Source organism: Micromonospora sp. PRAS1, assembly GCF_059553435.1.
On sequence record NZ_JCANNB010000017.1, the window covers coordinates 47,197 to 70,674 of the forward strand.

Annotated in this window: 14 protein-coding genes; 9 read left to right on the forward strand and 5 right to left on the reverse strand. The window is 71.5% G+C overall.

Annotated elements, in window-relative coordinates:
- Positions 1-3: 3 nt before the first annotated feature.
- Both AC507J_RS17870 and AC507J_RS17875 read right to left on the reverse strand, forming a co-directional pair.
- Complete coding sequence (locus AC507J_RS17870; RefSeq protein ID WP_496290292.1) at positions 4-7,791, reverse strand: amino acid adenylation domain-containing protein; 7,788 nt, start codon at positions 7,789-7,791, stop codon at positions 4-6.
- Positions 7,792-7,935: 144 nt separating this feature from the next.
- Entirely contained in the window at positions 7,936-8,127 is a 192-nt protein-coding gene (locus tag AC507J_RS17875) for a hypothetical protein (protein ID WP_496290293.1), read from the reverse strand.
- Here AC507J_RS17875 and AC507J_RS17880 point away from each other — a divergent pair.
- On the forward strand, positions 8,102-8,839 hold the full coding sequence (locus tag AC507J_RS17880) for a thioesterase II family protein (protein ID WP_496290294.1): 738 nt from the start codon (positions 8,102-8,104) through the stop codon (positions 8,837-8,839). The two genes, AC507J_RS17875 and AC507J_RS17880, sit on opposite strands and share 26 nt — an antisense overlap.
- Positions 8,840-8,941: 102 nt before the next feature.
- Here AC507J_RS17880 and AC507J_RS17885 read toward each other — a convergent pair whose 3' ends face one another.
- Complete coding sequence (locus AC507J_RS17885) at positions 8,942-9,721, reverse strand: thioesterase II family protein (protein ID WP_496290295.1); 780 nt, start codon at positions 9,719-9,721, stop codon at positions 8,942-8,944.
- Between the two features lie 190 nt (positions 9,722-9,911).
- Here AC507J_RS17885 and AC507J_RS17890 point away from each other — a divergent pair, with 190 nt between their 5' ends.
- The 4 genes from AC507J_RS17890 (at position 9,912) to AC507J_RS17905 (ending at position 15,394) form a co-directional block, all read left to right on the forward strand.
- Entirely contained in the window at positions 9,912-10,220 is a 309-nt protein-coding gene (locus tag AC507J_RS17890; RefSeq protein WP_496290296.1) for an acyl carrier protein, read from the forward strand.
- Complete coding sequence (locus AC507J_RS17895; RefSeq protein WP_496290297.1) at positions 10,217-12,553, forward strand: amino acid adenylation domain-containing protein; 2,337 nt, start codon at positions 10,217-10,219, stop codon at positions 12,551-12,553. Before AC507J_RS17890 ends, AC507J_RS17895 begins: the two co-directional genes overlap by 4 nt.
- A gap of 211 nt (positions 12,554-12,764) precedes the next feature.
- On the forward strand, positions 12,765-14,117 hold the full coding sequence (locus AC507J_RS17900) for a vanadium-dependent haloperoxidase (protein WP_496290298.1): 1,353 nt from the start codon (positions 12,765-12,767) through the stop codon (positions 14,115-14,117).
- Positions 14,114-15,394: a hypothetical protein gene (locus tag AC507J_RS17905; RefSeq protein ID WP_496290299.1), complete on the forward strand. Its 1,281-nt coding sequence runs from the start codon at positions 14,114-14,116 to the stop codon at positions 15,392-15,394. Before AC507J_RS17900 ends, AC507J_RS17905 begins: the two co-directional genes overlap by 4 nt.
- Before the next feature lie 97 nt (positions 15,395-15,491).
- On the opposite strand, the gene AC507J_RS17910 is transcribed toward AC507J_RS17905, so the two are convergent.
- Complete coding sequence (locus AC507J_RS17910; RefSeq protein ID WP_496290300.1) at positions 15,492-17,264, reverse strand: amino acid adenylation domain-containing protein; 1,773 nt, start codon at positions 17,262-17,264, stop codon at positions 15,492-15,494.
- A gap of 257 nt (positions 17,265-17,521) precedes the next feature.
- On the opposite strand from AC507J_RS17910, the gene AC507J_RS17915 reads away from it, so the two are divergent.
- Positions 17,522-19,108, forward strand: a complete 1,587-nt coding sequence (locus AC507J_RS17915; RefSeq protein ID WP_496290301.1) for a (2,3-dihydroxybenzoyl)adenylate synthase — start codon at positions 17,522-17,524, stop codon at positions 19,106-19,108.
- A 14-nt stretch (positions 19,109-19,122) separates the two neighbouring features.
- Here AC507J_RS17915 and AC507J_RS17920 read toward each other — a convergent pair whose 3' ends face one another.
- On the reverse strand, positions 19,123-20,337 hold the full coding sequence (locus AC507J_RS17920) for a cytochrome P450 (protein WP_496290302.1): 1,215 nt from the start codon (positions 20,335-20,337) through the stop codon (positions 19,123-19,125).
- Positions 20,338-20,603: 266 nt separating this feature from the next.
- On the opposite strand from AC507J_RS17920, the gene AC507J_RS17925 reads away from it, so the two are divergent.
- From AC507J_RS17925 to AC507J_RS17935, 3 genes are read left to right on the forward strand one after another with little or no spacing between them, the layout of a single operon-like run.
- Entirely contained in the window at positions 20,604-21,398 is a 795-nt protein-coding gene (locus AC507J_RS17925; protein ID WP_496290303.1) for an SDR family NAD(P)-dependent oxidoreductase, read from the forward strand.
- Between the two features lie 41 nt (positions 21,399-21,439).
- Positions 21,440-22,705: a pyridoxal phosphate-dependent aminotransferase gene (locus AC507J_RS17930; RefSeq protein ID WP_496290304.1), complete on the forward strand. Its 1,266-nt coding sequence runs from the start codon at positions 21,440-21,442 to the stop codon at positions 22,703-22,705.
- Positions 22,702-23,430, forward strand: coding sequence for a tryptophan 2,3-dioxygenase family protein (locus AC507J_RS17935; RefSeq protein ID WP_496290305.1), 729 nt, complete (start codon positions 22,702-22,704; stop codon positions 23,428-23,430). The genes AC507J_RS17930 and AC507J_RS17935 overlap by 4 nt, the downstream gene beginning before the upstream one ends.
- Positions 23,431-23,478: the final 48 nt, after the last annotated feature.

The window sequence follows — 23,478 nt, forward strand, 5'->3', positions numbered from 1 at the left end:
CTGTTACCTTTCGGTCATTCTGCGCAGAGGCTTCCGGACTGAGGTCGACAGACCGCTCCACTGCCGGGCGAGTTCGGCGACGGTCGGTGCGGCGAAGATGGTGCGGATCGGAACCTCGACCCCCAGCTCGGAGCGCAGCCGCGCGGCGAGCCGGGTGGCCAGCAGCGAATGCCCGCCGAGGGCGAAGAAGTCGTCGTCGACGCCGACCCGCTCCGCACCGAGGACTTCGGCGAAGATCCCGCAGAGGGCGACCTCCCGGGCGGACTCCGGTGCCCGGTACCTGGCACTGCTCGCCTCGGGGCGGGGCAGTCGCGAGCGGTCCAGCTTTCCGTTCGCCGTCAGCGGGATGGCGGGCAGGGTGACCACTGCCGACGGGACCATGTAGTCGGGCAGCCGCTCCCGCACGAACTGCTGCAGCGCCCGGGCCGGCGGGGTCTCGGCGTCCTCGGCGACGACCACGTACCCGACGAGCCGCTTGTCGCCGGGCTGGTCCTCCCGGACCGTCACGACGGCCTCACGGACCGCGGGATGCTGGCTCAGGGCGTGCTCGACGTCGCCCGGCTCGATCCGGAAGCCCCGGAGTTTGATCTGGAAGTCGGCCCGGCCGAGGAACTCGATCTCCCCGCGCTCCGACCAGCGGGCCAGGTCCCCGGTGCGGTACATCCGGGCACCCCGGGGACCGAACGGGTTGGCCACGAATCGGCCGGCGGTCAGCCCCGGTTGCCGGTGGTAGCCGCGGGCCAGGCCGTCCCCCGCGATCCACAGGTCCCCGCCGACCCCGGGTGGGACGGGTCGCAGCGCCGGATCCAGGATCAGGATCTGGGTGTTGGCGATGGGCGTACCGATCGACGGCGGCCTGCTGGTCGCCACGTCCGCGAGGGTCGACCAGACGGTCGTCTCGGTCGGCCCGTACAGGTTGACCACCTGTGCGGCATGCGCGCGGAGCTGCTCGGCGAGCGGTCGGGGCAGGGCCTCGCCGCCGGTCAGGACGCGTACGCCGGCCAGCCGACGCACGTCGTGCGTCGCGAGCATCTGCCACAGCGCCGGGGTCGCCTGCATGACGGTGACGCCGGCCTGCTCGACGAGGTCCAGCATGGCTTGTGGATTCGCGACGTGGTCGCGGTTGGCGAGCACCACGCGTGCCCCGTTCGTGAGCGGCAGGAACAGTTCCAGCGCCGCGATGTCGAAGGCGATCGTGGTGACGGCGGCGAAGCGGTCCTGCGTCGACAGGCGCAGGGTCCGCTGCATGCTGGCCAGGAAGTTGGCCAGGGCGTCGTGGCCGATGACCACGCCCTTCGGCTTGCCGGTCGAGCCCGAGGTGTAGATGGTGTAGGCGGCCTGGCCGGGCGAGGCGGCGATCGCGGGGGCGTGGGCCGGGTAGCGCGACAGGTCGGTCCGCTCCAACCGGGTCTCGTCCAGCACCAGCGCGGCCGCGCAGTCGTCGATCACGGACCGCACCCGCGCGGCGGGATAGTCGGGATCCACAGGTACGTAGCATCCGCCGGCCCGCCAGACCGCAAGCAGCGCGGCGACCAGGTCCGCCGAGCGGGGCAGCAGGACCACGACCCGGCTCTCGGCACCGATCCCCTCCGCGATCAGCCAGTGCGCCATCCGGTTGGCCCGCTCGCTCAGCTCGGCGTAGGTGAGGCGCCGCTCCCCCGCCGTCACGGCCACCGCGTCCGGTGTCGCTGCCGCCTGCCGGGCGAACTGCTCGGGCACGGACTCCGCCGGCACCTCCAGCGCGGTGTCGTTCCAGTCGTGCACCACCAGTCGCCGCTCGGCCGCGGAGAGCACGTCGATCGCGGCGATGCGGGTCCCCGGGTCGGCCGCGAACTGCCGCAGCACCCGGGCGAAGCGGTCCGCGATCGCCTGCACGGTGTTCGGCGCCAGCACGTCGGGGTGGTACTGGAGGGTCAGGCTCAACAGCGGGTCGGCCGCCGCGAGCACGGTCAGTGGGTAGTGCGTCGGCGCGAACGGCCGGATGCCGGTGACGGTCAGCTCCGCCGACGCGCTGGCCTTCGACAGCGCCGCCCGGTCCACCGGGAACGACTCGAAGATGACGATGGTGTCGAAGAGGGTGGTGAGACCGGTGGCCCGTTGGATGTCGCCGAGCCCGACGTGGTAGTGCTCCAACGTCCTGGCCTGGGCATCCTGTACCGCTTGGAGCATGCCGTCGAGGCTGTCGGCGGGCGCGCACCGCACCCGTACCGGCACGGTGTTTGTGAACATTCCGACGACCGTGTGCGCGTTCGGCAGTTCGGGCGGGCGTACCGTGACGGAGCTGCCGAAGAGGACGTCGGAGTTGCCGGTGAGCTGGGCGAGCACGACCGCCCAGGCACCCTGCACGAGGACGTTCGGCGTGATGCCGCAGTCCGCGGCCCGACGCACCACGGAAGCCGCCTCCTGGCGGGTGAGCCGGACGTCGACCTGGCCGATCCCGGTGCTCGTCGCAGCCGGTTCGGCGGGGGCGAAAGCTGCGGCCAGGAGGGTGGGCTGCGTCGCGTCGGAGAGTTCCGCGACCCAGGCCGCGAGCGCCTCGTCCGCGTTCTGCCGCGAGTGCCAGCGAAGGAATTCGCGGTAGCCGTGCTCGACCGGTTCCAGTTCGTCGGCCCCGCCGGCGTAGAGGTGCATCAGCTGCTGCTCGATGAGCGGCAGCGACCAGCCGTCGAACAGCACGTGATGCGCGGTCAGCGCGAGTTCGGCCTGGGTCGGGGTGAGGGTGATGAGGCGGAACCGGAGCAGCGGTGCGCTGTCGTGGCGGAACTGGGCCTCCCGTTCCTCGGCCAGGATCCGGGCCAGTCGCTCCTCGGCCTGCGGTCGACCGGTGAGGTCGACGTGCGCGAAGGGCACCTCGACGCCGTCCACGACCACCTGCACCGGTTCGCCTGTGGACTTGGTCAGGAAGGCCACCCGCAGGTTGGGATGCCGGTCCAGCAGGGTCTGGGCCGCGGCACGAAGACGCGCCGCATCCACCGGTCCGCTGATCCGGAAGACGAACTGGGTCTGGTACGACGCGGCGGCGCCGTCGCCCAGCATGCTGTGGTAGAGCAGCCCGTGCTGGAGAGGGGTAAGCGGCCACACGTCGTCGATCCGCCCGAACCGGCGCTGCCAGTCGTCCAGATCCTGCTGCCGCACCTGCACCAACGGCACGTCGGACGGGGTGAGCCCACTCGCGCCTGTGGCCGCCTGCGCGTGGATGCCGCGCAGCGCCGCCTGCCAGTCGTCGGCGAGGCGCCGAACCTCGTCGGCGGCGAGCACCCCGGTGGCGTACGTGAAGAGCGCGTGCAGCTGTTCACCGTGGCCGGTGTCGACGACCAGAGAGTTCAGTTCGAGTGCGGAGATCAGCGGCTGGTCCGGATCCGGTGCCGCGACGAGTTCGGCGGATTCCGGCGCGGGTGTCCAAGCCGCCTCGCGGTCCGTCCGGGACCGGTCGAAGGAGAACCGACCGAGGTAGTTGAAGCCGACCTCGTCGGCGGGCAGGTCACGGAGGATGGCCGCGGTCGCCTGGTTGAAGTACCGCAGCAGCGGGTAGCCGATGCCCTGGTCGGGCAGGACGCGCCGGCACTCCTTGACCCGCCGCAGTGCCTCCGCGGCGGCCGGACCGCCGTTGATCGCGTCGGTGAGGTCGAGGCCGGACAGGTCGAAGCGGACCGGATGGACCGTGGTGAACCAGCCGACCGTACGGGTCAGGTCGGTGCCGGGAACCAGTTCCTCCTGGCGTCCGTGCCCTTCCAGCCGGACGACTCCGGCGCTGCGGTGCCGGCGGTTGGCCAATGCGAGCGCGAGGGCGGTGAGCAGCACATCGTCGACACCGCACCGGAAGGTGGCGGGTACCGAGGTGAGCAGGGCCGTGCTGAGCTCGGCCGGAACCTCGACCCGCAGCGTCTGCGCCGTCCTGGTCAGGTCGACCGCCGGATCGAGGGGTCGGGCGCCCAGCGGGTCGCCGGACGGTGCGAGGATGCCGCGCCAGAGTTCCAGTTCGGCCACCCGCTCGGGCCGCACCGCCTCGTGCGCGAGTTCGTCCAGCCAGGACCGCAGCGACGTGCCCACCGGGGCCAGTGCCGGCGTACGCCCGGATCGCAGCTGCGCCGAGGCTTCGGCGAGGTCCGGCACGAGCACCCGCCACGACATTCCGTCCACGACCAGGTGGTGGGCGGCGATGAGCAGTCTCCCGGGTACGCCGTCCGGCGGCGCGAACCAGACCATGCGGATCATCTGCCCGGCCGGGGCGCTGATCTGACCGATCGCCTTCGCCGCCTCGTCGGCCAGTAACGCCGGCCACGAGGGACCGCTCCACTCCCCGGAACAGGGCACCCGCCGGATGAGCTGGTCGACCTCCACCGATCCGGGCGGCTGGATCAGCAGCTGACCGTCGGCCAGCCGGGAGCGCAGCACGTCGTGCCGGTCCAGGACCGCGCGAGCCGCCCCGGTGAGCAGGTCGAGGCTCATCGCCGCCGGCAGCGTCAACACCAGCCACTGAGCCAGCCGGTCCAGGCCCGGTCCACGTTCGGCGAAGAGCCGCGCCATCGGCGGAAGTGGGATCGGGCCGGCGTGGTCGCGTTCGCCGTCGGCCGCAGTGGCGACCTCCGGTGCCTCCGCCGGCACCGCCACGGTCGCCAGGGCGGCGACGGTGCGGCATTCGAAGACGGTACGCGCGGTGAGCGCGAGGCCGCCGGCCCGGGCGAGGGCCACCACCCGCATCGCCGAGATGCTGTCGCCGCCCAGGGCGAAGAAGTCGTCGTCCAGACCGATCCGGCCGGCGCCCAGCACCTCGGCGAACGCATCCGCCAGGAGGCGTTCCTCGACGGTCCGGGCCACCCGGTGGGCCCGCCGGGTGGCCTGTGGTTCGGGCAGTGCGGCGCGGTCCCGCCTGCCGTCGGCCGCGAGCGGCAGCCGGTCCAGCACGACGATTGTGGCGGGTACGAGGTGTTCGGGCAGCCGGGCAGCGACGAAGCGCCGCAGCTCGACCACGTCCAGCCCGGCGCTGAAGTCCACGTCCAGGCCGGCCGCGCCCATCCGCCCGCCGCTGGCGGGTACCACGTAGGCGATCAGCTGGGTGCCGCGGTCGGGGCCGTCGGGCCGGGCGGTCACGGCGGCCTGGTCCACTCCCGGGTGTGCGGTCAGGGCCACTTCGATCTCGAAGAAGGTGGCCCAGAAGCCGCGTATCCGCACCCGCTGGTCGGCGCTGCCGGCGTATTCGAGCTCCCCGTCATCGGTCCAGCGCGCCAGATCACCGGTGCGGTACATCCGGGTGCCGACGGGGCCGAACGGGCAGGCGACGAAGTGGTCCGCGGTCGCGGCCGGGCGGTGCAGGTAGCCGCGGGCCAGTCCCACGCCGGTGACGTACACCTCGCCGACCACTCCCGGCGGTGTCAGCTGGAGTTGGCTGTCCAGCACGTAGACGCCGGCGTTCCAGATCGGTCGTCCGAGCGACACCGTCGGTGTGCCGGGTCGGTGGTCCCAGGACGTGACGCCCGGCGCCGCCTCGATCGGGGCGTAGCGGTTGTGCACCGGGACGTCGCAGATCTCGTGGAACCGTGCCGCCAGGTCGGCCGGGAGCGCCTCCCCGCTGCACATGACGTGCCGCAGGCCCCTGCCGGCGGTGGCGGCGGCCTCGTCGCGCACCAGCTCGGCGAGCACGGAGGGGACGATGTGCACGGTGGTGGCACCGGTCCGCCGGATCATCGCGGCGAGCGCGGATGCGTCCCGGTGGACGTCCTGAGGCGACATGACGATCGTGGCACCGGCGACCAGGGGCCAGAAGATCTCCCATACCGAGGCACCGAGGGTCGCCGGGGCCTTGTGCAGCACCCGGTCGCTGACGTCCAACCGGTATCGCTCCTGCAACCACAGCAGCTCGTTCACGAGGGCGGTGTGCGTCACCACGACGCCGGCCGCCGGGCCGGGTGACCCCGACCGGTACCGCAGGTACGCGGCGTGCTCGCCGGTACCGCCGCCGAGCGACGTGGCGGCCGGCGACGCCTCGGCCGCTGCGGTCGTACGCTCGATGACGCTGGCTTCCCACCGCGGCTGCGCTCCGTCCAGGGGCGTGATGGCCAGCCCGTCGGTCCCGGCGACCGTGAGCAGCAGCGCCGGCCCTGCGTCGCCGAGCATGAACTCCACCCGGTCCGCCGGGCAGTCCGGATCGATGGGCAGGTAGGCGGCGCCGGCCTTGAGGACCGCGCACAACGCGACGGCCAGTTCGATCGACCGGGGCACGGCGACCGCCACGAGACGTTCCGGTCCCGCGCCGCATTCGGCGAGTCGGCGGGCCAGGGCGTCGGAGCGGGCGGCCAGCTCCCGGTAGGTCACTGCGGCGTTGTCGTGCACGACGGCGGTCGCATCCGGTGTGGCGTGCGCCTGCCGGTCGAGCAGCACGGGCACCGTCACGCCGTCCAGTTCGACTACCGGGCCGGCACCGCGGTCGAGCAGCGCGGCTCTTTCCTGTTCGCCGATGGCGCTGATGTCGCGAACCCGCGCCCGTGGGTCGGCCAGGGCCGCCCGGACGAAGGTCACGAACATCTCGACCAGGCCGGCGATGTCCTGATGGGTGTAGAGCTGCCCGGGCGCGTCGAACCGGATGTACAGGTCGCTGTCCGGGCCACCGTCCACGTAGGTGGAGATCCGGACCTCGTCGGGCAGACCGAACGTTCCGCCCACGAACCTGCCGACGGCACCGGCGAGGTCGAGTTCCCGCAGGAAGGGGATGACGTTGACGACCGGGCCGAACGGGCTGCGTACGTCACCCGCGTGACCGGCCGCGCGCTTGATCAGGGAGACGTTGTATTCGGCGTACCGCAGCACCCGCAGCCGCTCGAGACGCACCGACTTCGCCAGGTCGACGAAGCCGCCTGCCGCCGGTACCTCGATCGCCAGCGGCAGCGCGTTGGAGTACAGGCCGCAGGCCTGTTTCAGCTCGCCCCTGCGGTAGTTGACGGTGAAGGAGAACATCGGCTTGGGCGTGTTGCAGAGGCGTTGCAGGAAGCCGGTGGCGGCCGAGGTGAGCAGGTCCGGGACGCTCGTGCCGGTCGAGTCGGCAGCCGCTTGCCACCGGGCGACCTCGCTCGCCGCGACGCTGGCGGTGTAGCTGGCGACGCCGAGCGGTGCGGTCAGGCCGTCCCAGAACCCGACGCCGTCCGCGCGGGTCGCGGTCGCCCGCATCCCGGTCGGTAGTCGGGCGGCCGTGCCGTCGGCGGTGACGTAACCGCGCCAGAACCGCGCCGCGTCCGTGAACCGTTCGGAGGACCGGTACGCCGTCTCCCGCTCGCCGGCGATCTCGGCGGAGGTGTCCGGCCGATCCGGCACCGGTGCACCAGTGCGCAGGGCGCGGTAGATCTCCGCGACCCGTTGGGAGAGCAGGGTGAACACGCCGTACGCGTCGGTCAGGATGTGATGCATGATCAGGCACAGCAGGTGATGCCCGTCGCCCAGCCGGACGGATCCGATCCGGAACAGCGCATCCGCACCGAGGTCGAACGGGCGACGAATCTGTTCGGTGAGGAATTCCCGAGCCGCGCCTGAGGGGTCGGCGGCATCGCTCACGTCAATGCGGAACGGCTCCCACGCGTCCGGTTTCCGGGGGACGATGCGCAGCTCGTCGCTCTCCCGCCGGAAGTTCACAAGCAGCGCACTCGCCTCGCCCAGCGCGGTCCGCAACGCGTCCTCGAGATCAGGCAGGTGCAGCTCACCCTGGACATCCCAGATGGTCGTGGTGCTGTTCGGCACCTCAGGTGCAAGATTCTGTTCCAGCCACATTGCCTCCTGCGCCGACGAAACACCGCCGTAACCCATCCAGACTCCCGAATAAGTAACTCTCGATCGTCACTGACTCGCGGCGGAGCGCAGTTGGGTCGTCCCGTACGCAGCTCCCCAGCCACGGCCGGCGGAAGCCGCCGTCGTTCGTGAGCCCCACACTATGAACGGGTTGTTGAGTCCTCAAACGGCCTGAAAGATGTCGGCCAGAACCGACCCGGCGCCAGCGACCCGTTGCCCGATCAGCCATGTCTTACCGATTTCTTTCGCGAATGACCTGATTGACGCCAGAACGACGACGATCCAGTGCAAAGCGGTAACTAACGAGAAGGACGGATCGATGAGCTGGATGCGGAAAAAAGGCTGGATACGCACGCTGACCACGGTCGAAGAGCCCGCCGTGCGCCTGGTGTGTTTTCCGCACTCAGGGGGTTCGGCGACTGCCTTCAGCGATTGGGCGAACGCGATGCCACCAGGGGTCGAACTCGTGGCCGCCCAGTACCCCGGACGCGGTGACCGGTTCGCCGAGCACCTGGTGGACGACGTGGCCGAGATGGCCGGGCACATCGTGGCGGAGTTGCTCGAGCTGCCCTGCCGCGACCAGGTGCTGTTCGGGCACAGCCTGGGCGCCATGGTGGCCTACGAGACCGCCATGTTGCTCCGGGACATGGGCGCGGAGCCGAGGAGGCTCTGTGCCTCGGCCTGCCTGCCGCCCGGCCAGATGAAGAATCGGGACGTCCACCTGAAGCCCGATGACGAGTTCTGGGCGACCATCTGCGCCCTGGGCGGCATCGACCCACAGATCGCCGAGATCGCGGAGCTACGCGAGTTGTTCCTGCCGACGCTCCGCTCGGACCTGCGCGCGCACGCCAACTACCGGCCGGGCTCCGCGACCACGCCGCTGTCGTGCCCGGTGAGTTGCTACCACGGCGTCGGTGACCCGCTTGTGGACGAGGCGCGGCTGACGCAGTGGGCCGACGTCACCACGGGCGAGTTCCGGCTGACGGTGCGCCCGGGCGGCCACTTCCATGTCTCCATCGATGTCGACGGTCTGGTCGCGGACATCATGGGCCGGGAGTGGGCGTGAACCTTACCCCCGGTGCTCGACCATCGGTCCGACCTGCCCTGCTCTGCCAGCCGGTCGAGCAGGGCAGGCGCCGGCACCGCGTTGACGGGCGGTGGCCGGCCGCTACCGGTGACCATGGGGCCGGCTGGTGGAAGCCAGGCCCTGGCGAATGGCCGCAGCCAGCTCTGCCGGTCGGCCGAGGAGCAGGTTGTGGCCCCCCGCCAGCGACACGACCCGGAACGGCCCGGTGGTCAAGGTCGACCAGGCATCGATGTGGACCGGGTCGATGGTGTGGTCGTCGCGACCGTAGACGGCCACCGTCGGCGCGGCGACGGCCTCGACCGGCCCAGCCGCGAACAGCTTCCACTCATAGGTCTCGACGAGCTGGTAGTCGGCGCGTACGGCGGGCTCGTAGATGTCGAGCAGTTCCTCGTTGGCGATGATCTCGGGCGGCAGGTACCCGTCGGTCACCACCTGCTTGAGGAACTCCTGTCGCGGCAGTTCCCAGGTGGGCGTACGCCGGACGCTGCCGGGCGCCGGGTGCGAGGAGACGGCGAGTCCCCGCAGCTGGGCGGGATCCATCCGCCGCGCCACCTCGTAGGCGATCGCCGAGCCGGAGCAGTGGCCGTACAGCACCACCGGCCGCCCCTGCGCATGGCGCAGCAGTTCGCTGGCGAGTTCGTCGGCGAGTTGGGACATGACCGTCACCACCGGGTCGCCGAGCCGCGACTCCCGGCCCGGCAGGCGCACGCCGAAGGTGTCGAACGCGTCGCCGAGTTCGACGCAGAGACCGTGCACTGTGGCCACCCCGCCGCCGGCGTGCGGAATGGCGTACAGGGCACACTCCTTGAGCTGGCTGCGGGAGACACCTACGAACCAACGATTCTTCGTTCTCGTTCCCATGCAGGTGAGGATTGCCGCGCCGAAGCCCGTACGCGCCAACCCTGACTGACCTCTGAAAGATCCGCAGACAACGGCGGACCACCGCGGTGAGACTGGCACCGGCCGGGACCGGCCGGGCACGGTCGAGGACCGGGCGGCCGCGGCCGGCAGTTGCAGAGGCAGGGCACCGGGAGAGGACCGGAAGCGAGTGGTGAACGACATCGGATCGGCCGAGGTGGCGAACCCGGATCGCGACGGCAAGGATGGCTCCGCGCGGGGGCTGCTGCGCGCCCACGTACGGGCCGGGTGGGCCGACGCGCTCCAGCACGAACGCTTCGACGACGACGACGACTTCTTCGCCATCGGCGGGCACTCCCTGCTGATCGCCGAGATCATGGCCAAGCTCGGCGCGCTGGCCGGGGCCCGGCTGTCGCTCAAGCTCTTCTTCGACCATCCGACGGTCAACGAGCTGACCGACGCGTTGGCCGCCCACGAGGCCTTCGGGTCGCTGGCCCGATGAGCGCCCCGCCGGCCCTGCCTCCGGGTGTGCCCTGGGGCGTCTGGAACCAGACCGCACGACAGTTCCGCGCCGACGTCACGATTCCCGACCTGCTCGCCGAGGCAGCCGCACGGCACCCGGACCGCCCGGCGATCGTGACCTCCGACAAGCAGGTCCTGACCCACGGGGAGCTGGACCGGCACGCCAACCGGCTGGCCCGGCTGCTGCGCGAGCTCGGCGTGGGCCGGGGCGACACCGTGGCGCTCTTCGGCGAGCGTGACGCGCCGGCCCTGGTCGGGCTGCTGGCCGTGCTCAGGTGCGGTGCCGCCTACGTACCTATCGATCCGTCGTGGCCCGCCCGTCGGGTGGTCGGCCTGCTCGACCAGCTCGACGTGGCCGCGGTGCTGACCGACCGCACCCACCTGCGGTCCGTGCAGGAGCTTCGGTGGCAGGTGCGCTCGCTGCGTCACGTGCTCTGCCCCGACATCACCGAGGAGTTCTCCTGGTCGGCCACCTTCCGGCCCGACCTGGTCGTGAACTTCTTCGACTTCATGTCGAGCGCCCCCGACCAGCTCGAGGCCGCCGGCTTCAACATGCGCCGGTCGGAGCAGCCCTTCGACGAGCACGACGTGCAGCGGTACCGCGACCACGTGGCTGCCTTCGCCCTGGCCACGACGGCCGTGGAGCGGCCCGCGATCCTCGAGATCGGGTGCGGGTCCGGCCTGATTGTGGAAGCCCTGGCCCCGCGCGCGTCGCGCTACGTCGCCACCGATCCCTCACCGGTCTCCGTGACGCGCAGCCAGGAGAGCGGCGTACGCGCCGGAGGCGAGGTCGACGGCGTGGTCTGCTTCGCCCACGAGGTCGCCGAGCGGGTCGAGGGTCCGTTCGACGTCATCCTGCTGGCCAGCACCGTGCAGTTCCTGCCGGACCTGGACTACCTGATCAGCGTCCTCGGGGAGCTGGTCGGGCTGCTCGCCGACGACGGCGTCATCGTGCTCGCCGACCTGATCGACCCGGACCTCAGTGACTATCCCGGCATCCGGGTCGCGCCCCACTTCATCGAACGTCTTCCCGAGGTCCTGCCCGGGGTGGCCGGTGCCAGCGTCCACCGCCGCCAGGCCGAGACATTCACCGGCGAGCTGGCCCAGCGGTACGACGCCGTGATCCGCGTGGCGCCGGACGGCGACCGCCCGGTGCCGCGACGCGATCCGCTGTGGACCGGACATCACCTCGAGCTGCGCCCGAGCGAGCCGCTCGCCACCGGCCCGACAGCCGAGGATGTCTGCTACACCATCTTCACCTCCGGCTCGACAGGTGCGCCCAAGGGAGTCGTCGTCACCCACCGGTCGGCGGTGAACCTCATCGACTGGGTGAACCGCACCTACCAGGTCGGGCCGGCCGACCAGATCCTCTTCGTCACGTCGTTCTGCTTCGATCTCTCGGTCTACGACGTCTTCGGGGTACTGGCCGCCGGCGGGTCCGTACGACTGGCGTCAGCGGCGGAACTGGCCGAACCGGAGAGCCTGGTGGACCTCCTCGAACAGGAGGAGATCACCATCTGGGACTCGGCGCCCGCCGCCCTGGCCATGGTGATGCCCTTCGTCCAGGTCCGCGAGCCGGCCGGGCGCGGTACGCTGCGCCTGGTCCTGCTGAGCGGCGACTGGATTCCGGTGCCGCTGCCCGACCAGATCCGGGCCGCCTTCCCGAACGCCGAGGTGGTGGCCTTGGGCGGTGCGACGGAGTGCACCGTCTGGTCGAACCACTACCGGGTGGGCGATGTCGACCCCGGGTGGCCGAGCATCCCCTACGGCAAGCCGATGCAGAACGCCCGCTACTACGTACTCGACCACGGCCTGCGACCCTGCCCCGTCGGCGCGGAGGGCGATCTGTACATCGCCGGTGAGTGCGTCGCCCTGGGCTACGCCCGCTCCCCCGGCCTGACCGCCGCCAACTTTCTCCCCGACCCGTGGGCCCACCGCACCGGCGAGCGCATGTACCACACCGGGGACCGCGCCCGTTGGCTGCCCGGCGGCGACCTGGAGTTCCTGGGGCGCCTCGACGACCAGGTCAAGGTACGCGGTTACCGGATCGAGCTGGGCGAGGTGCAGAGCGCTCTGCTGCAATGCCCGGGCGTCCGGGCCGCGTCGGTGGTGGCGCCCTCGGGACCGGGCGGACGGACGCTTGCCGCCTTCTACGTTCCGACGGCCGAGCCGCTGCCCAAGGCCGAGGTCGTCGGCGCCCTCCAGGCGATCCTGCCGTCGTACATGGTCCCCGCGCGCATCGTCGCCCTCGACGAACTGCCCCTGACCGACACGGGGAAGGTCGACCGGGCGGCGCTGCTCAGCCGGCTCTGAACCCGGCTGCCGGCCGAACCTCGACCCGGCCCCGACCGCGATCCGACCCGACCTGACCCGACCGCGATCCGACCGCGATCCGACCCGACCTGACCCGACCGCGATCCGACCCGACCTGACCCGACCGCGATCCGACCGCGATCCGACCCGACCCGACCCGACCCGACCCGTCACCGAACCCCCGTCCGGTATTCGATGGAAAGGCATGGCGATGACGACAAGATCCGCCGAAACGTCCGTATCCCCGCTGGCTCCGGGACTCTCCCGGCGCGGTCTGCTGATCGCCGCGGCCAGCACCGCAGCCGGCACCGCCGGCCTTCTGATCCTCCCCACCAAGGCCCAGGCCGCCACCGCGGCGACCAGGAACGGTGTCCGCCCGGACGTCGTGGCCCCCTGGTTCGACGAGATGCTGGCGACGTTCGCGGCGGCCCCGGCGGCCGGGCTCCCCGAGCGGATGTGGGCGATGAGCTGGATGGCGGCGTGGGCCGCACTCAGCTCACGGCGGGCTGCGCCGCTACGCTCACCCGGGCAGCGGGCGGTGTTCGAGGACGCCGCCACGGCAACGGCGGTGCACGGCGTGCTGAAGGCGCTGGTCCCCGCACAGGCGGGCAAGCTCGACGGGGTGTTGACCGGTTCGCTGGCCGGGCTGGCCACGAGCGAGGCCAAGAAGGCGGGCATCGCCGCCGGTCGGGAGGCCGCGGCGGCGATGGTCGCGGTGCGTACCGGTGACGGGCTCGACCTGGCGTCGGTGAACGTGCCGTTCACGCTGCCGCCCGAGGCGCCCGGGGTCTACCGGCTCACGCCCGGCGCGACCCAGACCGTGGCGGCCGGCTACGGCCGGGCGCGCCCGTTCCTGCTCGGCCGGGCCGACCGGTTCCGCCCGCCACCACCGCCGGCCCTGGGCACGGCGGCCTACCGGCGGGCGCTCGACGAGGTACGCCGCCTCGGCGGGGAGGTCTCCGAGCGCACCGAGGCGCAGAGCGACCTGGCATGGCTGGACCCCCTGTCGCAGTACGTGCCGGTGCTTCGCCTGCTGGTCGGCGACCCGGCCCGATCCCGCAAGAGCAAGGTGCGGCTGCTGGCTGCGCTCGGCGCGGCCATCGTCGACTCCAGCATCGCCACCTTCGAGGCCAAGTACGCCCTCCTGCACTGGCGGCCGGTCACGGCCATCCGCGCCGCCGACACCGACGGCGACCCCCGCACCGCCCCCGACCCCACCTGGAACTCGTTCCTGCCGACCCCACCGCACCCCGAGTACCCCAGCGGTCACGCGGTCACCGCCGGCGCCGCCGAGCAGGTGCTCTCGCAACTGGTCGGACCGGGCACCCCGATGGCGTTCTCGATCACCTTCGCCCGGGGCGACGGCCGGGTGGTGACCCGCAACTACCGGCGTGGCACCGCGTGGTCGACGCTGACGAAGGAGAACATCGACGCCCGGGTCCTGGCGGGTGTCCACTTCCGGTTCTCCGACGAGGTCGGTGCCGCGCTCGGCCGCCAGGTCGCCCGCTACGACCTGAACCTGTTGGCGCGTGGTGGCGCCGGACCGGTGCGGGTGACCTGGTGAAAGGGCTGCGCACCCTGACGGTCGTCGCGACCCTGGCACTGACCGCGACCGGCTGCTCGGACCGGATGGCATCGGCCGCCGCGCCCAGCGACGTGCTTGGCGTCGGGACGCTCGCCGACGCACCGACCACCCACGCCCTCGTGGCGAACCTCCACGCCAGGGGCACCGGCAGCACGTCGACCGGGTCCCGTGGCTCGCGGGCCGAGGCGGTCAGCCGGTTCCACGACCTCCGGTCGCTCGCCGGTCCCGGTACGCCGAGTGAGGCCACCGACATCAACGACCGCGGCGACGTGGTCGGCGTGACGTCGCTGCCGGGCACCCAGACCGCCCACGCCTTCATCGCGAACCCGCGGCACAAGGGCGGCCGACTGGTCGACATCACGCCGTCGCGGTCGGGTAGCTCGCGAGCGCAGGCGATCAACCGGTTCGGCGTCGTCGCCGGCACCCTCGGGCTGGGCATCGGGCCGCCGACGGCCGCGCCGGGCGGCACCCAGCCGTTGCTTCAACCCTTCGTCTGGGCAGCACGCACCGGGCTCGACATCCTGCCGTTGCCGCCCGGCGCGGGCGGCGCCCAGGCGGTCGACATCAACGACAGGGGCACCGTCCTCGTGGTCGGCACCAACGCCACGGGGGTGGGGCTTCCCGTGGGCTCGTACCTGTGGAATCCGGCCAGCCGCACGTACACCACGCTGCCGCCGCCCACCACGTCGGTCACCGGGCCGGTGGCCCTCGCGCACACGCTCGACGAGCGCGGCGGGGTGGCCGGTGGGCTGGTCACCCAGGTCGGCGAGCAGTCCTGGCACCACACGGCTGTGGTGTGGCAGCCCGGCACCCTCGCCGTGCGGCAGCTCCCCACCGGTGGCGCCGCCGACACGTACGCCACCGACCGCAACGAGAACGGGTTGATCGTCGGCTGGCGACTCAACGCACCCGGCCAGAGCACCACCGCGATCTACTGGCCCAGCGCGAACGCCCAGCCGGTCGATCTTCCCGGTCGGGTGGCGTACCGGGTCAACGACGCCGGCCAGATCGTCGGCATCCGCGACTTCGCCGGCTCGTCCGCGTACCCGTTCAGCGCGGTCATGTGGGAGCCGCACCGGGGGCGCACGATCCGCCTCGGCGACCATGACCTGGGCTCGTACGTCATCGCGGTAAACGCCTCGGGCCGGTCCGCCGGCTTCGCGGTCGCGACGCGCAACGGCACCAACCACAACACCGCCGGTTGGTGGGACCCGCCCCGGCGCGGTGACTGCCCCGGGCAGTGTGGTGCCAGGTAACCGACGGATTCCCTCGTTCGGGCGGTGCCGGACCGGCACCGCCCGAACGGCTGTCGCTCTCGCGTGACGAGGGCGCCGGCTCGGTTCGTCGTCGGTGTCAGTGACGCCCGTTGTGGATGGATCCGTTCGACGCCTGCACGGCCGAGGCAAGCTCGGCCAGGGTCTCCGCCTCGAAGACCGCCCGCATCGGCACGGTGACTCCCCACTCGTCGCGGAGCCGTCCGGCGAGCCGGGTCGCCAGCACCGAGTGGCCGCCCAGTTTGAAGAAGTTGTCGCCCGGCCTGACGTCCGGCACCGCCAGAAGCTCCCTGACCAGCAGGCACAGCCGGCTCTCCACGGAGGTCGGATCGTCGCCGGAAGCATCGGCCGGGGCCGCTGAGTCGGGGTGCGCCGCCGACTCGGCCAGCTCGCGCAACGCCGCACGGTCGATCTTGCCGTTGGCGGTGACCGGAAGTTGCGGCAACACCTGCACCGATGACGGCACCATGTGTTCCGGCAGGGTCTCCGCCGCGTGTGCGCTCAGTTCGGCAGCCGATACCCCGGCGCCGGCCACGGTGCTGACGAAGCCGGCCAGGCGGGCGCCCGCAAGGTCGCCGACCACCACCACGGCGGCGACATCCACCGTCGGGTACGCCACCAGCCGTGCCTCGACCTCGCCGAGCTCGACGCGGAAACCACGGATCTTCACCTGGTCGTCGCCGCGGCTGGCGAAGACCAGTTGCCCGTCCGCGCGGCGGTGGCCCCGGTCGCCGGAGCGGTACATGCGGCTGCCCGGTGGGCCGAAGGGGTTGGGCACGAACCGGTTGGCGCTCAGCCCCGGCCGGTTCAGGTAACCACGGGCCAGGCCGTTGCCGGCCAGGTACAACTCGCCGTCGCGGCCGTCCGGTACCGGACGCAGACGCTCGTCGAGGACGTACACGCTGTTGCCCGACCACGGCGTGCCGATGGTGATCTCGTCGGAGGTGGCGATGGGCCCAGCGATCGTCGAACCGACGGTGGTCTCGGTCGGCCCGTAGCCGTTGTACATGCGGCGCCCCGGTGCCCACTTCGCCACCAGTGCGCGGGTGCACGCATCACCGGTGGACATCAGCGTGCCGCCGACGAGCACATCGTCGGGGTCGGTGACGCTCAACGCGACCGGCGGCAGCACTGCGTGGGTGACCGCGTACCGGCGCAGGGTGTCGCGCAGCGGCTGGCCGGGCAGCAATTCGTCGGCCGGGGCCATGACCAGCGTGGCCCCGGACAGCAACGCCGCCGACCAGTCCCAGAACGCCGCATCGAAGCTGACCGACGCCCACTGGAGCACCCGGTCGCCCGGCCGGGGCGCGATGGAAGCGGTCTGGGCGGCCACGATGTCGGCGACGCCGGTGTGGGTCACGGCGACGCCCTTGGGCGTCCCCGTCGAGCCCGAGGTGTAGATGACGTACATCAGGTTGTCCGGGCGCAGCGGGGCGTTGCGGCCCTCGTCGGTCAGCTCGTGACCGGGCCGCGACGCGGTTTCCCGCACCGTGTCGGGGTCGTCCACGACAAGTTCGGCGACCGGCACCCCGAGTTCCAGCGACACCCGCGCGAGCCGGACCAGCAGGGTCGGCCGGGCGTCCTGCACCATGTACGCCAGTCGCCTGGCGGGGTACTGCGGGTCCAGCGGGAGGTAGGCGCCGCCGGCCTTGAGCACCGCCAGCAGCACGACCATCAGCTCGTCGCATTTCGGCATGGCCACCGCCACGGTGGTGTCGGGGCCGACGCCGCGCTCGACCAGCACCCGCGCCAACCGGTTGGCGCGGGTGTCGAGTTCGGCATAGCTGACGACGCGGTCGCCGAAGATCACCGCCGGGTTCTCCCCCGAGCGCGCCACAACGGACTCAAACAATTCCGCAACGGTGGGCACCTGCTCACTCCGTCCTCTCGGTACTGGGTACGAGGGCGCTGCACGGGGCCCGAACCTAGCTGCTCGCCCGCGCGTCGGCGCCCGGCTGCGAAAGGATTGCGACAGGGCGGGTGCCGCCCCGGGCGCTCCTTTCACGTCCCTGTCGCCATACCGGCTGGGCAGCACGGCATGGGTCACGCTGGGGCGATGGCGTCGAGACGCCGTGCTGTTCAACTACCTCGATCTGTTGGGTGGAAGCGATGCTCGATGGTTGTGTGCCCTGGCCCGAGGAACTTGCCGCGCTCTACCGCCGCGAGGGGTACTGGCAGGGACGGCCACTGGGAGACCTGCTGACCGAGGCATCTGCCCGGCACGCCGAGAAGACCGCACTCGTCTGCGACGAGCGGCGGATGACCTACGCCGAGCTGTCGAGCGAATCCGCAGCCGTCGCGGGCGGACTGTTGGACCTGGGCATCGAACCGTTGGACCGGGTCGTCGTCCAGTTGCCCAACGTGCCCGAGTTCGTGGTGGCGGTCTACGCGCTGCTGCGGATCGGCGCCATACCCGTCATGGCGCTGCCGGGACACCGCAAGGTCGAGCTGACCCACCTCTGCGCACACTCACAGGCGGTCGCGCTGATCGTCGCCGACCAGGTCAGGGGCTTCGACCACCGCGCACTGGCCCGCGAGGTACGGGCCGAGGTGCCCGCGCTGAAGCATGTCGTGGTCGTCGGTGACGCCGAGGAGTTCACCGCGCTGACGGACCTGTACCGGCCGGGGCGTGACCTGCCTGCCGTCGATCCCAGCGAGCCCGCGCTGTTCCTGCTCTCCGGCGGTACGACAGGCCTGCCCAAGCTCATCCCACGCACGCACGACGACTACGCCTACAACATGCGGGCCACGGCTGATGCCCTGCGGTTCGGTGAGCAGGACGTGTACCTGGCGGTCAACCCGGTCGGGCACAACTCCGCGCTCGGCTGTCCCGGCGTGCTGGGTGCCCTGCTGGTCGGTGGCACCGCGGTGCTCACCTCCAGTGTCCGGCCGGACGAGGTGTTCGAGCTGCTGGAGCGGGAACGGGTGACGCTCACGACGCTCGTGCCGCCCGTGGTGCGACTGTGGATCGACGCCGCTCGCAAGTCGGACGCCCGGTTTCCGCACCTGCTGCTTCAGGTGGGCAGCTCCAAGTTCGACCCCGCACGCGCCGCCGAGGTCCGTACCAGCCTCGGTGCCGGGCTGACGCAGTGGTTCGGCGTAGGGGAAGGGCTGCTGACGTACACGCGTCTGGACGATCCGGAGGAGATCGTCCTCGCCACCGAGGGACGCCCGCTGGCCGCGCACGACGAGATCCTCGTGGTCGACACCGACGGTCGGCCCGTGCCCGATGGCGCCGAGGGCGAGCTGCTGGTGCGCGGTCCCTACACGATCCGCGGCTACTACCGGGCAGAGGAACAGAACCGACGCTCGTTCACCCCTGACGGCTATTTCCGCACCGGCGACATGGTCCGCCGCCGGCCCGACGGCAGCATCGTGGTGGTCGGGCGGATCAAGGACATCATCAACCGTGGCGGGGAGAAGGTACCCGCCGAGGAGGTCGAGGAGCACCTGCTCACCCACGCCGCGATCCGCGACGCGGCGGTGGTCGGGGTGGCCGACCCGGTGCTGGGCGAGAAGACCGTCGCCTTCGTCATCCTCCGCGACGAGCCGGTCAGTCCGGCGGCCGTCAAGTCCTTCCTCCGCGAGCGCGGTCTGGCCACCTACAAGATCCCGGACCGGGTGGTGCCGATCGAGGAGTTCCCCCGCACCGCCGTCGGCAAGGTCGACAAGGTCGCACTCCGCACGTCGGGGTGAGGACCTGGGCCGGGTCAGCGACCCGTGAAGGCGACGGGCAGCGAGCTGTGGCCGTTGAGGAAGTTCGAGTAGACGCGCCGGGGTGACCCCGCGTACTCGATGCGCGAGACGGTTGCGACCAACGCGGTGAGCAACGCCTGCAGCTCGGCCCGGCCAAGGTAGGCACCGAGGCAGAAGTGCGGGCCGTGGCCGAACGACACGTGCTTGTTCGGGGTACGCGCCACCTCGAACCGGTAGGGCCTGTCGAACTCCCGCTCGTCGAAGTTGGCCGAGAGGTTCCACAGGGTCACGATGTCGCCGGCCCGCACCTGCTGGCCGCGCAGCTCGAAGTCGGTGGTGGCGGTACGGGCGAAGTGCATGGCCGGAGTGGCCCACCGCAACACCTCCTCGACCGCGGTGTCGATCGCGACGTCACCGTCGCGCACGGCCCGCCACTGGTCGGGGAAGTCCGCGAACGCCTTTACCGCGCAGATCGCCGACATCCGTGACGACTCGTCGCCACCGAGGATCAGGCTGTAGCAGTTGAGCGAGACGTCGTCGATGGAGAGCGGCTCGCCGCCGACAGCGGCAGTGGCGATCATGCTGATCACGTCGTCGCCCGGGCGGGCCCGCCGCTGCTCGGCCAGGTCCATGAAGTAGAGCAGGATCTGGTTGCGGGCCTCCAGCGCGGCGTACGGGTCGGCGTCGGCCTCGTCGGAGGAGAGGGCGTTCTTGTTCCACCGCAACAGATCCGGCCGGTCCGCCGGCGGGATCGACAGCAGGTCGCAGATCGTGCCCATCGGAATGCTCTCGGCGACCTCGGTGGCGAAGTCGAACCCACCGGTACCGGTGACCGACCGGATCAGCTGGTCGGCGCGGCGATGGACCTGCTCGACGACCGGTCCGAGCACCCGGGGGGAGAAGGCGCGCAGCATGATGTTGCGTAGTTCGCGGTGGCGCGGCCGGTCGGTGACCGCGAGCATTCGGCCGCCGGCGGAGTCCTCGCCCCGCAGCAGCACGTCCAGCACGGTGCCGCGCGCCGAGCTCAATCTCGCCGCGTCGGTGTAGGAGGCGAGCACGTCGGCGTATCGCGAGACCACCCAGAAGCCGGGACGGTCCTCGCGGCCCGGGTACCAGTAGACGGGGTTGTGGTCACGTACCTCGGCCCAGAACGCGTGCGTGTCGTAGCGCACGAACGTCGTCGGGTCGGCGAGGTCGAGCGCGGTGGCGCCGGCCGTGGGCGAGCTCATCGACAGATCCTTCCGTACGGGATCCGGAGATCCGGCGGCGAAGTCGTAGCTGCCCGCATCGTCACAAGCCCCGGCAGCACCGCGGCCGCATCTGGCTCAGTTCTGTCGGAATGGATGCCGATCCGCCTTCCAGGCGGGAGATTGGAGCCCGAACACCAGTCTGGTCGAGGCGGAGGCCATGCTCACAACCGCTCATCGCGTCACCGGACGCGGACATCGGCCGTGCACACCGCGGCGACCGGCCGTCCCAGCCAGCCACGCCGTCGGTGTCCCCAACCGAAGCCGAGGCGTGGCCCGCCGTGGCTGAGCGCGGCGACGGCATCGCCGGTCGCACGGTGATCGTCACCGGCGCCGGTACGGGGCTTGGGCGGGCGATCAGCGAACACCTGCTGGCCCGCGACGCGAACGTGGTCGTGGTGGGGCGCCGCGAGGCGGCGTTGCGCGAGCTGGCCGGAGGTGGTGGCGGTCGGGTCGAGGTCGTCGCCGCCGACATCACCGAGCCGGGCGCGGCCGAACACGTCGTCGCCGCCGCGACCGCCCGCTTCGGTACGGTGCACGGTCTGGTCAACAACGCCGGCCTGGCCCGCTTCTCGGCGCTCGACACGGCGTCGGACGACGACTTCGACCGGCTGCTCGCCACCAACGTCCGCGCGCCGGCCGCGCTGATCCGGGTGGCCCTGCCCCACCTGCGTGCGCATCGGGGCGCGGTGGTGAACGTGTCGTCCGTCGGTGGGGTGCTGGCCATGCCGGGGCGATCCTTCTACGGCGCCAGCAAGGCCGCCCTGAACAGTCTGACCCGATCGCTGGCCCGGGAACTGGCCCCGGACGTGAGGGTCAACGCCGTGCTGCCCGGCCCCGTGGACACACCGATGTGGGACGACATGGGGTTGGACTCCGTGCAGTCCGCGTCGCTGCGCTCGTCGCTGCTCGCGGCGACCCCCTTGGGCCGTTTCGGCGAGCCCGCCGAGATCGCCGGGTGGGTCTGCGGCCTGCTCGACCCGGAGTTCTCCGGCTGGATCACCGGAGCGCTGATTCCCGTCGACGGCGGTCGCACCTCCTGATGTCCCCCGCGTACCGCCGCCACGATCGAAACGGAGATTAGATGCCCCTGCCAAGCCCCTATCCCAAGCTGCTCGACGGTGCTGCGATCGCGTCGACGATCCCGTCGTCGGAACTGCACCGTGTCTTCCGCGACGCCGACGACCGCGAGCGCGCCACCGGCGTCCCGGTGACCAAGTTGCATGTCGGCGAGCCCTACTTCACCCCGCCACCGGAGGTCGCGCAGGCCCTGGCGCAGGCGGTGACCGCAGGGCGCACCGACTACACAGCGGTCGAGGGGCTGCTGGAGCTCCGCGAGCGTCTGGTGGAGAAGCTCGCCGACGAGAACGGTGTGGACGCCGACGTGTCCCGGTTGTTCGTCACCCCCGGCTCCTGTCAGGGCCTGGCCGCGCTGATGCAGGCGGTGGCCGAACCCGGCGCGGAGATCCTGCTGCCGGAGCTGCACTGGCCCATCCACCTCCAGCAGGCGCTGCTCGCCGGTCTCCGCCCGGTGTTCTACCCGCTGGGGCGCGACTACCGGCCGGACCCCGAGTCGGTGCTGGCGGCCTCGACCGCGAACACCAAGGTGCTGTTGGTCAACTCACCCGCCAACCCGACCGGTGCCGTCCTCGACCCGGCGACCCTGAGCACGCTCATCGACATGGCGCGCGCCCGGGGCTGGCAGATCATCAGCGACGAGGCGTACGAGCACTTCGTCTTCGCCGGCGAACACATCTCGACCGCTTCGCTGGAGCGGGAGGTGCCGGTTGCCGAGCGGATCGTGCACAGCTCCTACTCCTTCTCGAAGAGCCTGGCGATGACCGGTTACCGGTTGGGGTACCTCAGCTGCGCCAACGACCGCACCGCGCAGGCCGTCCGGATCGTGCAGGAGGCCAATCTCATCGCGATGTCGACCCCGGTGCAGTACGCGGGGCTGGCGGCGCTGCGGCTGGGACACGTGGTACGGGAGAACCGCGCCATGGTGCTCGCCAACCGCGACGCGGCGCTGCCCGCCGTACGCGACGCCGGCCTGCTGCCCGAACTGCCCGCCGGTGGCTGGTACGCGGTGCTCGACGTCGCGCCGACCGGTCTGACCGCCGAGGAGTTCGCCGCCGGGCTGCTGGAAACCCGGAACGTGGCGGTGGTTCCCGGCACCGGCTTCGCGCTGATGCCCCGCCTGGACTCCCGGGGACGGGTCATCTCGGCCGAACCGGCGCCCTGGTCCCGTCATCTCGTCCGGATCGCCATGTGCGTGGCGCCGTCGGTGCTGCGCAGCGGCGTACGCGAGCTGCTGGAGTTCGCGCGAGAACGCGGTGGGACCGCCCGATGACGACCCTGACCTACGCGGACTACCTACAGGTCGACACGCTGCTCTCCCTACAGGCGACCCGCGCCCCGGACACCGCGAGCCGGTCCGTGGTATTGGCCGAGCACTTCTTCATCATCACCCATCAGGCCTGCGAGCTGTGGCTCAAGCAGGTGACGTTCGACCTGGACGCCGCGGCGGACGCGATGACGCCGCCCTACGGGCCCGAGGACGAGGAACTGGCGCTGGAATTCCTCCAGCGCACCGCTGAGCTGCTCCGGGTGCTGCACGAGCAGGTGGTCGCGCTGGAGCGGTTGCCGCTGCGCCACTTCGCCGAGTTCCGCCCGTTCCTCGACGGGGCCAGCGGTGCCCAGTCGGCGCAGTTCCGCCTGCTCGCACGGCTGCTCGGCGGCGAGCGCCAGGAGGGCCGCCTCTACCGGGCCTTCGAGCGGCTGACCGAGCACAACGGCACAAGCGTCGCCGAGGTCTGCGCGCGGGGCCCCGGCGCCGGCGTGCTCAACCGCATCGCCGACAGCCTGCTCGACGTGGCCAACGGCTACTGGCGGTGGAAGATGACCCACCTGGCGCTGGTCTCGAAGATGGTGGGCAACCGCAACGGCACCGGCGGCAGCACCGGCGTCGACTATCTGGCCCGCCGGATCACCCTGCCCTTCGCCCAGCTGCGGCAGCTGCGGGCACAGGTCCACGACGCACTGATGTGGGAGCAGCCGACCGCCCGCACGCAGTGAGATCGGGATGGGTGGAGTCGGTACGGCCCCACCCTCCCGGAACAGTCC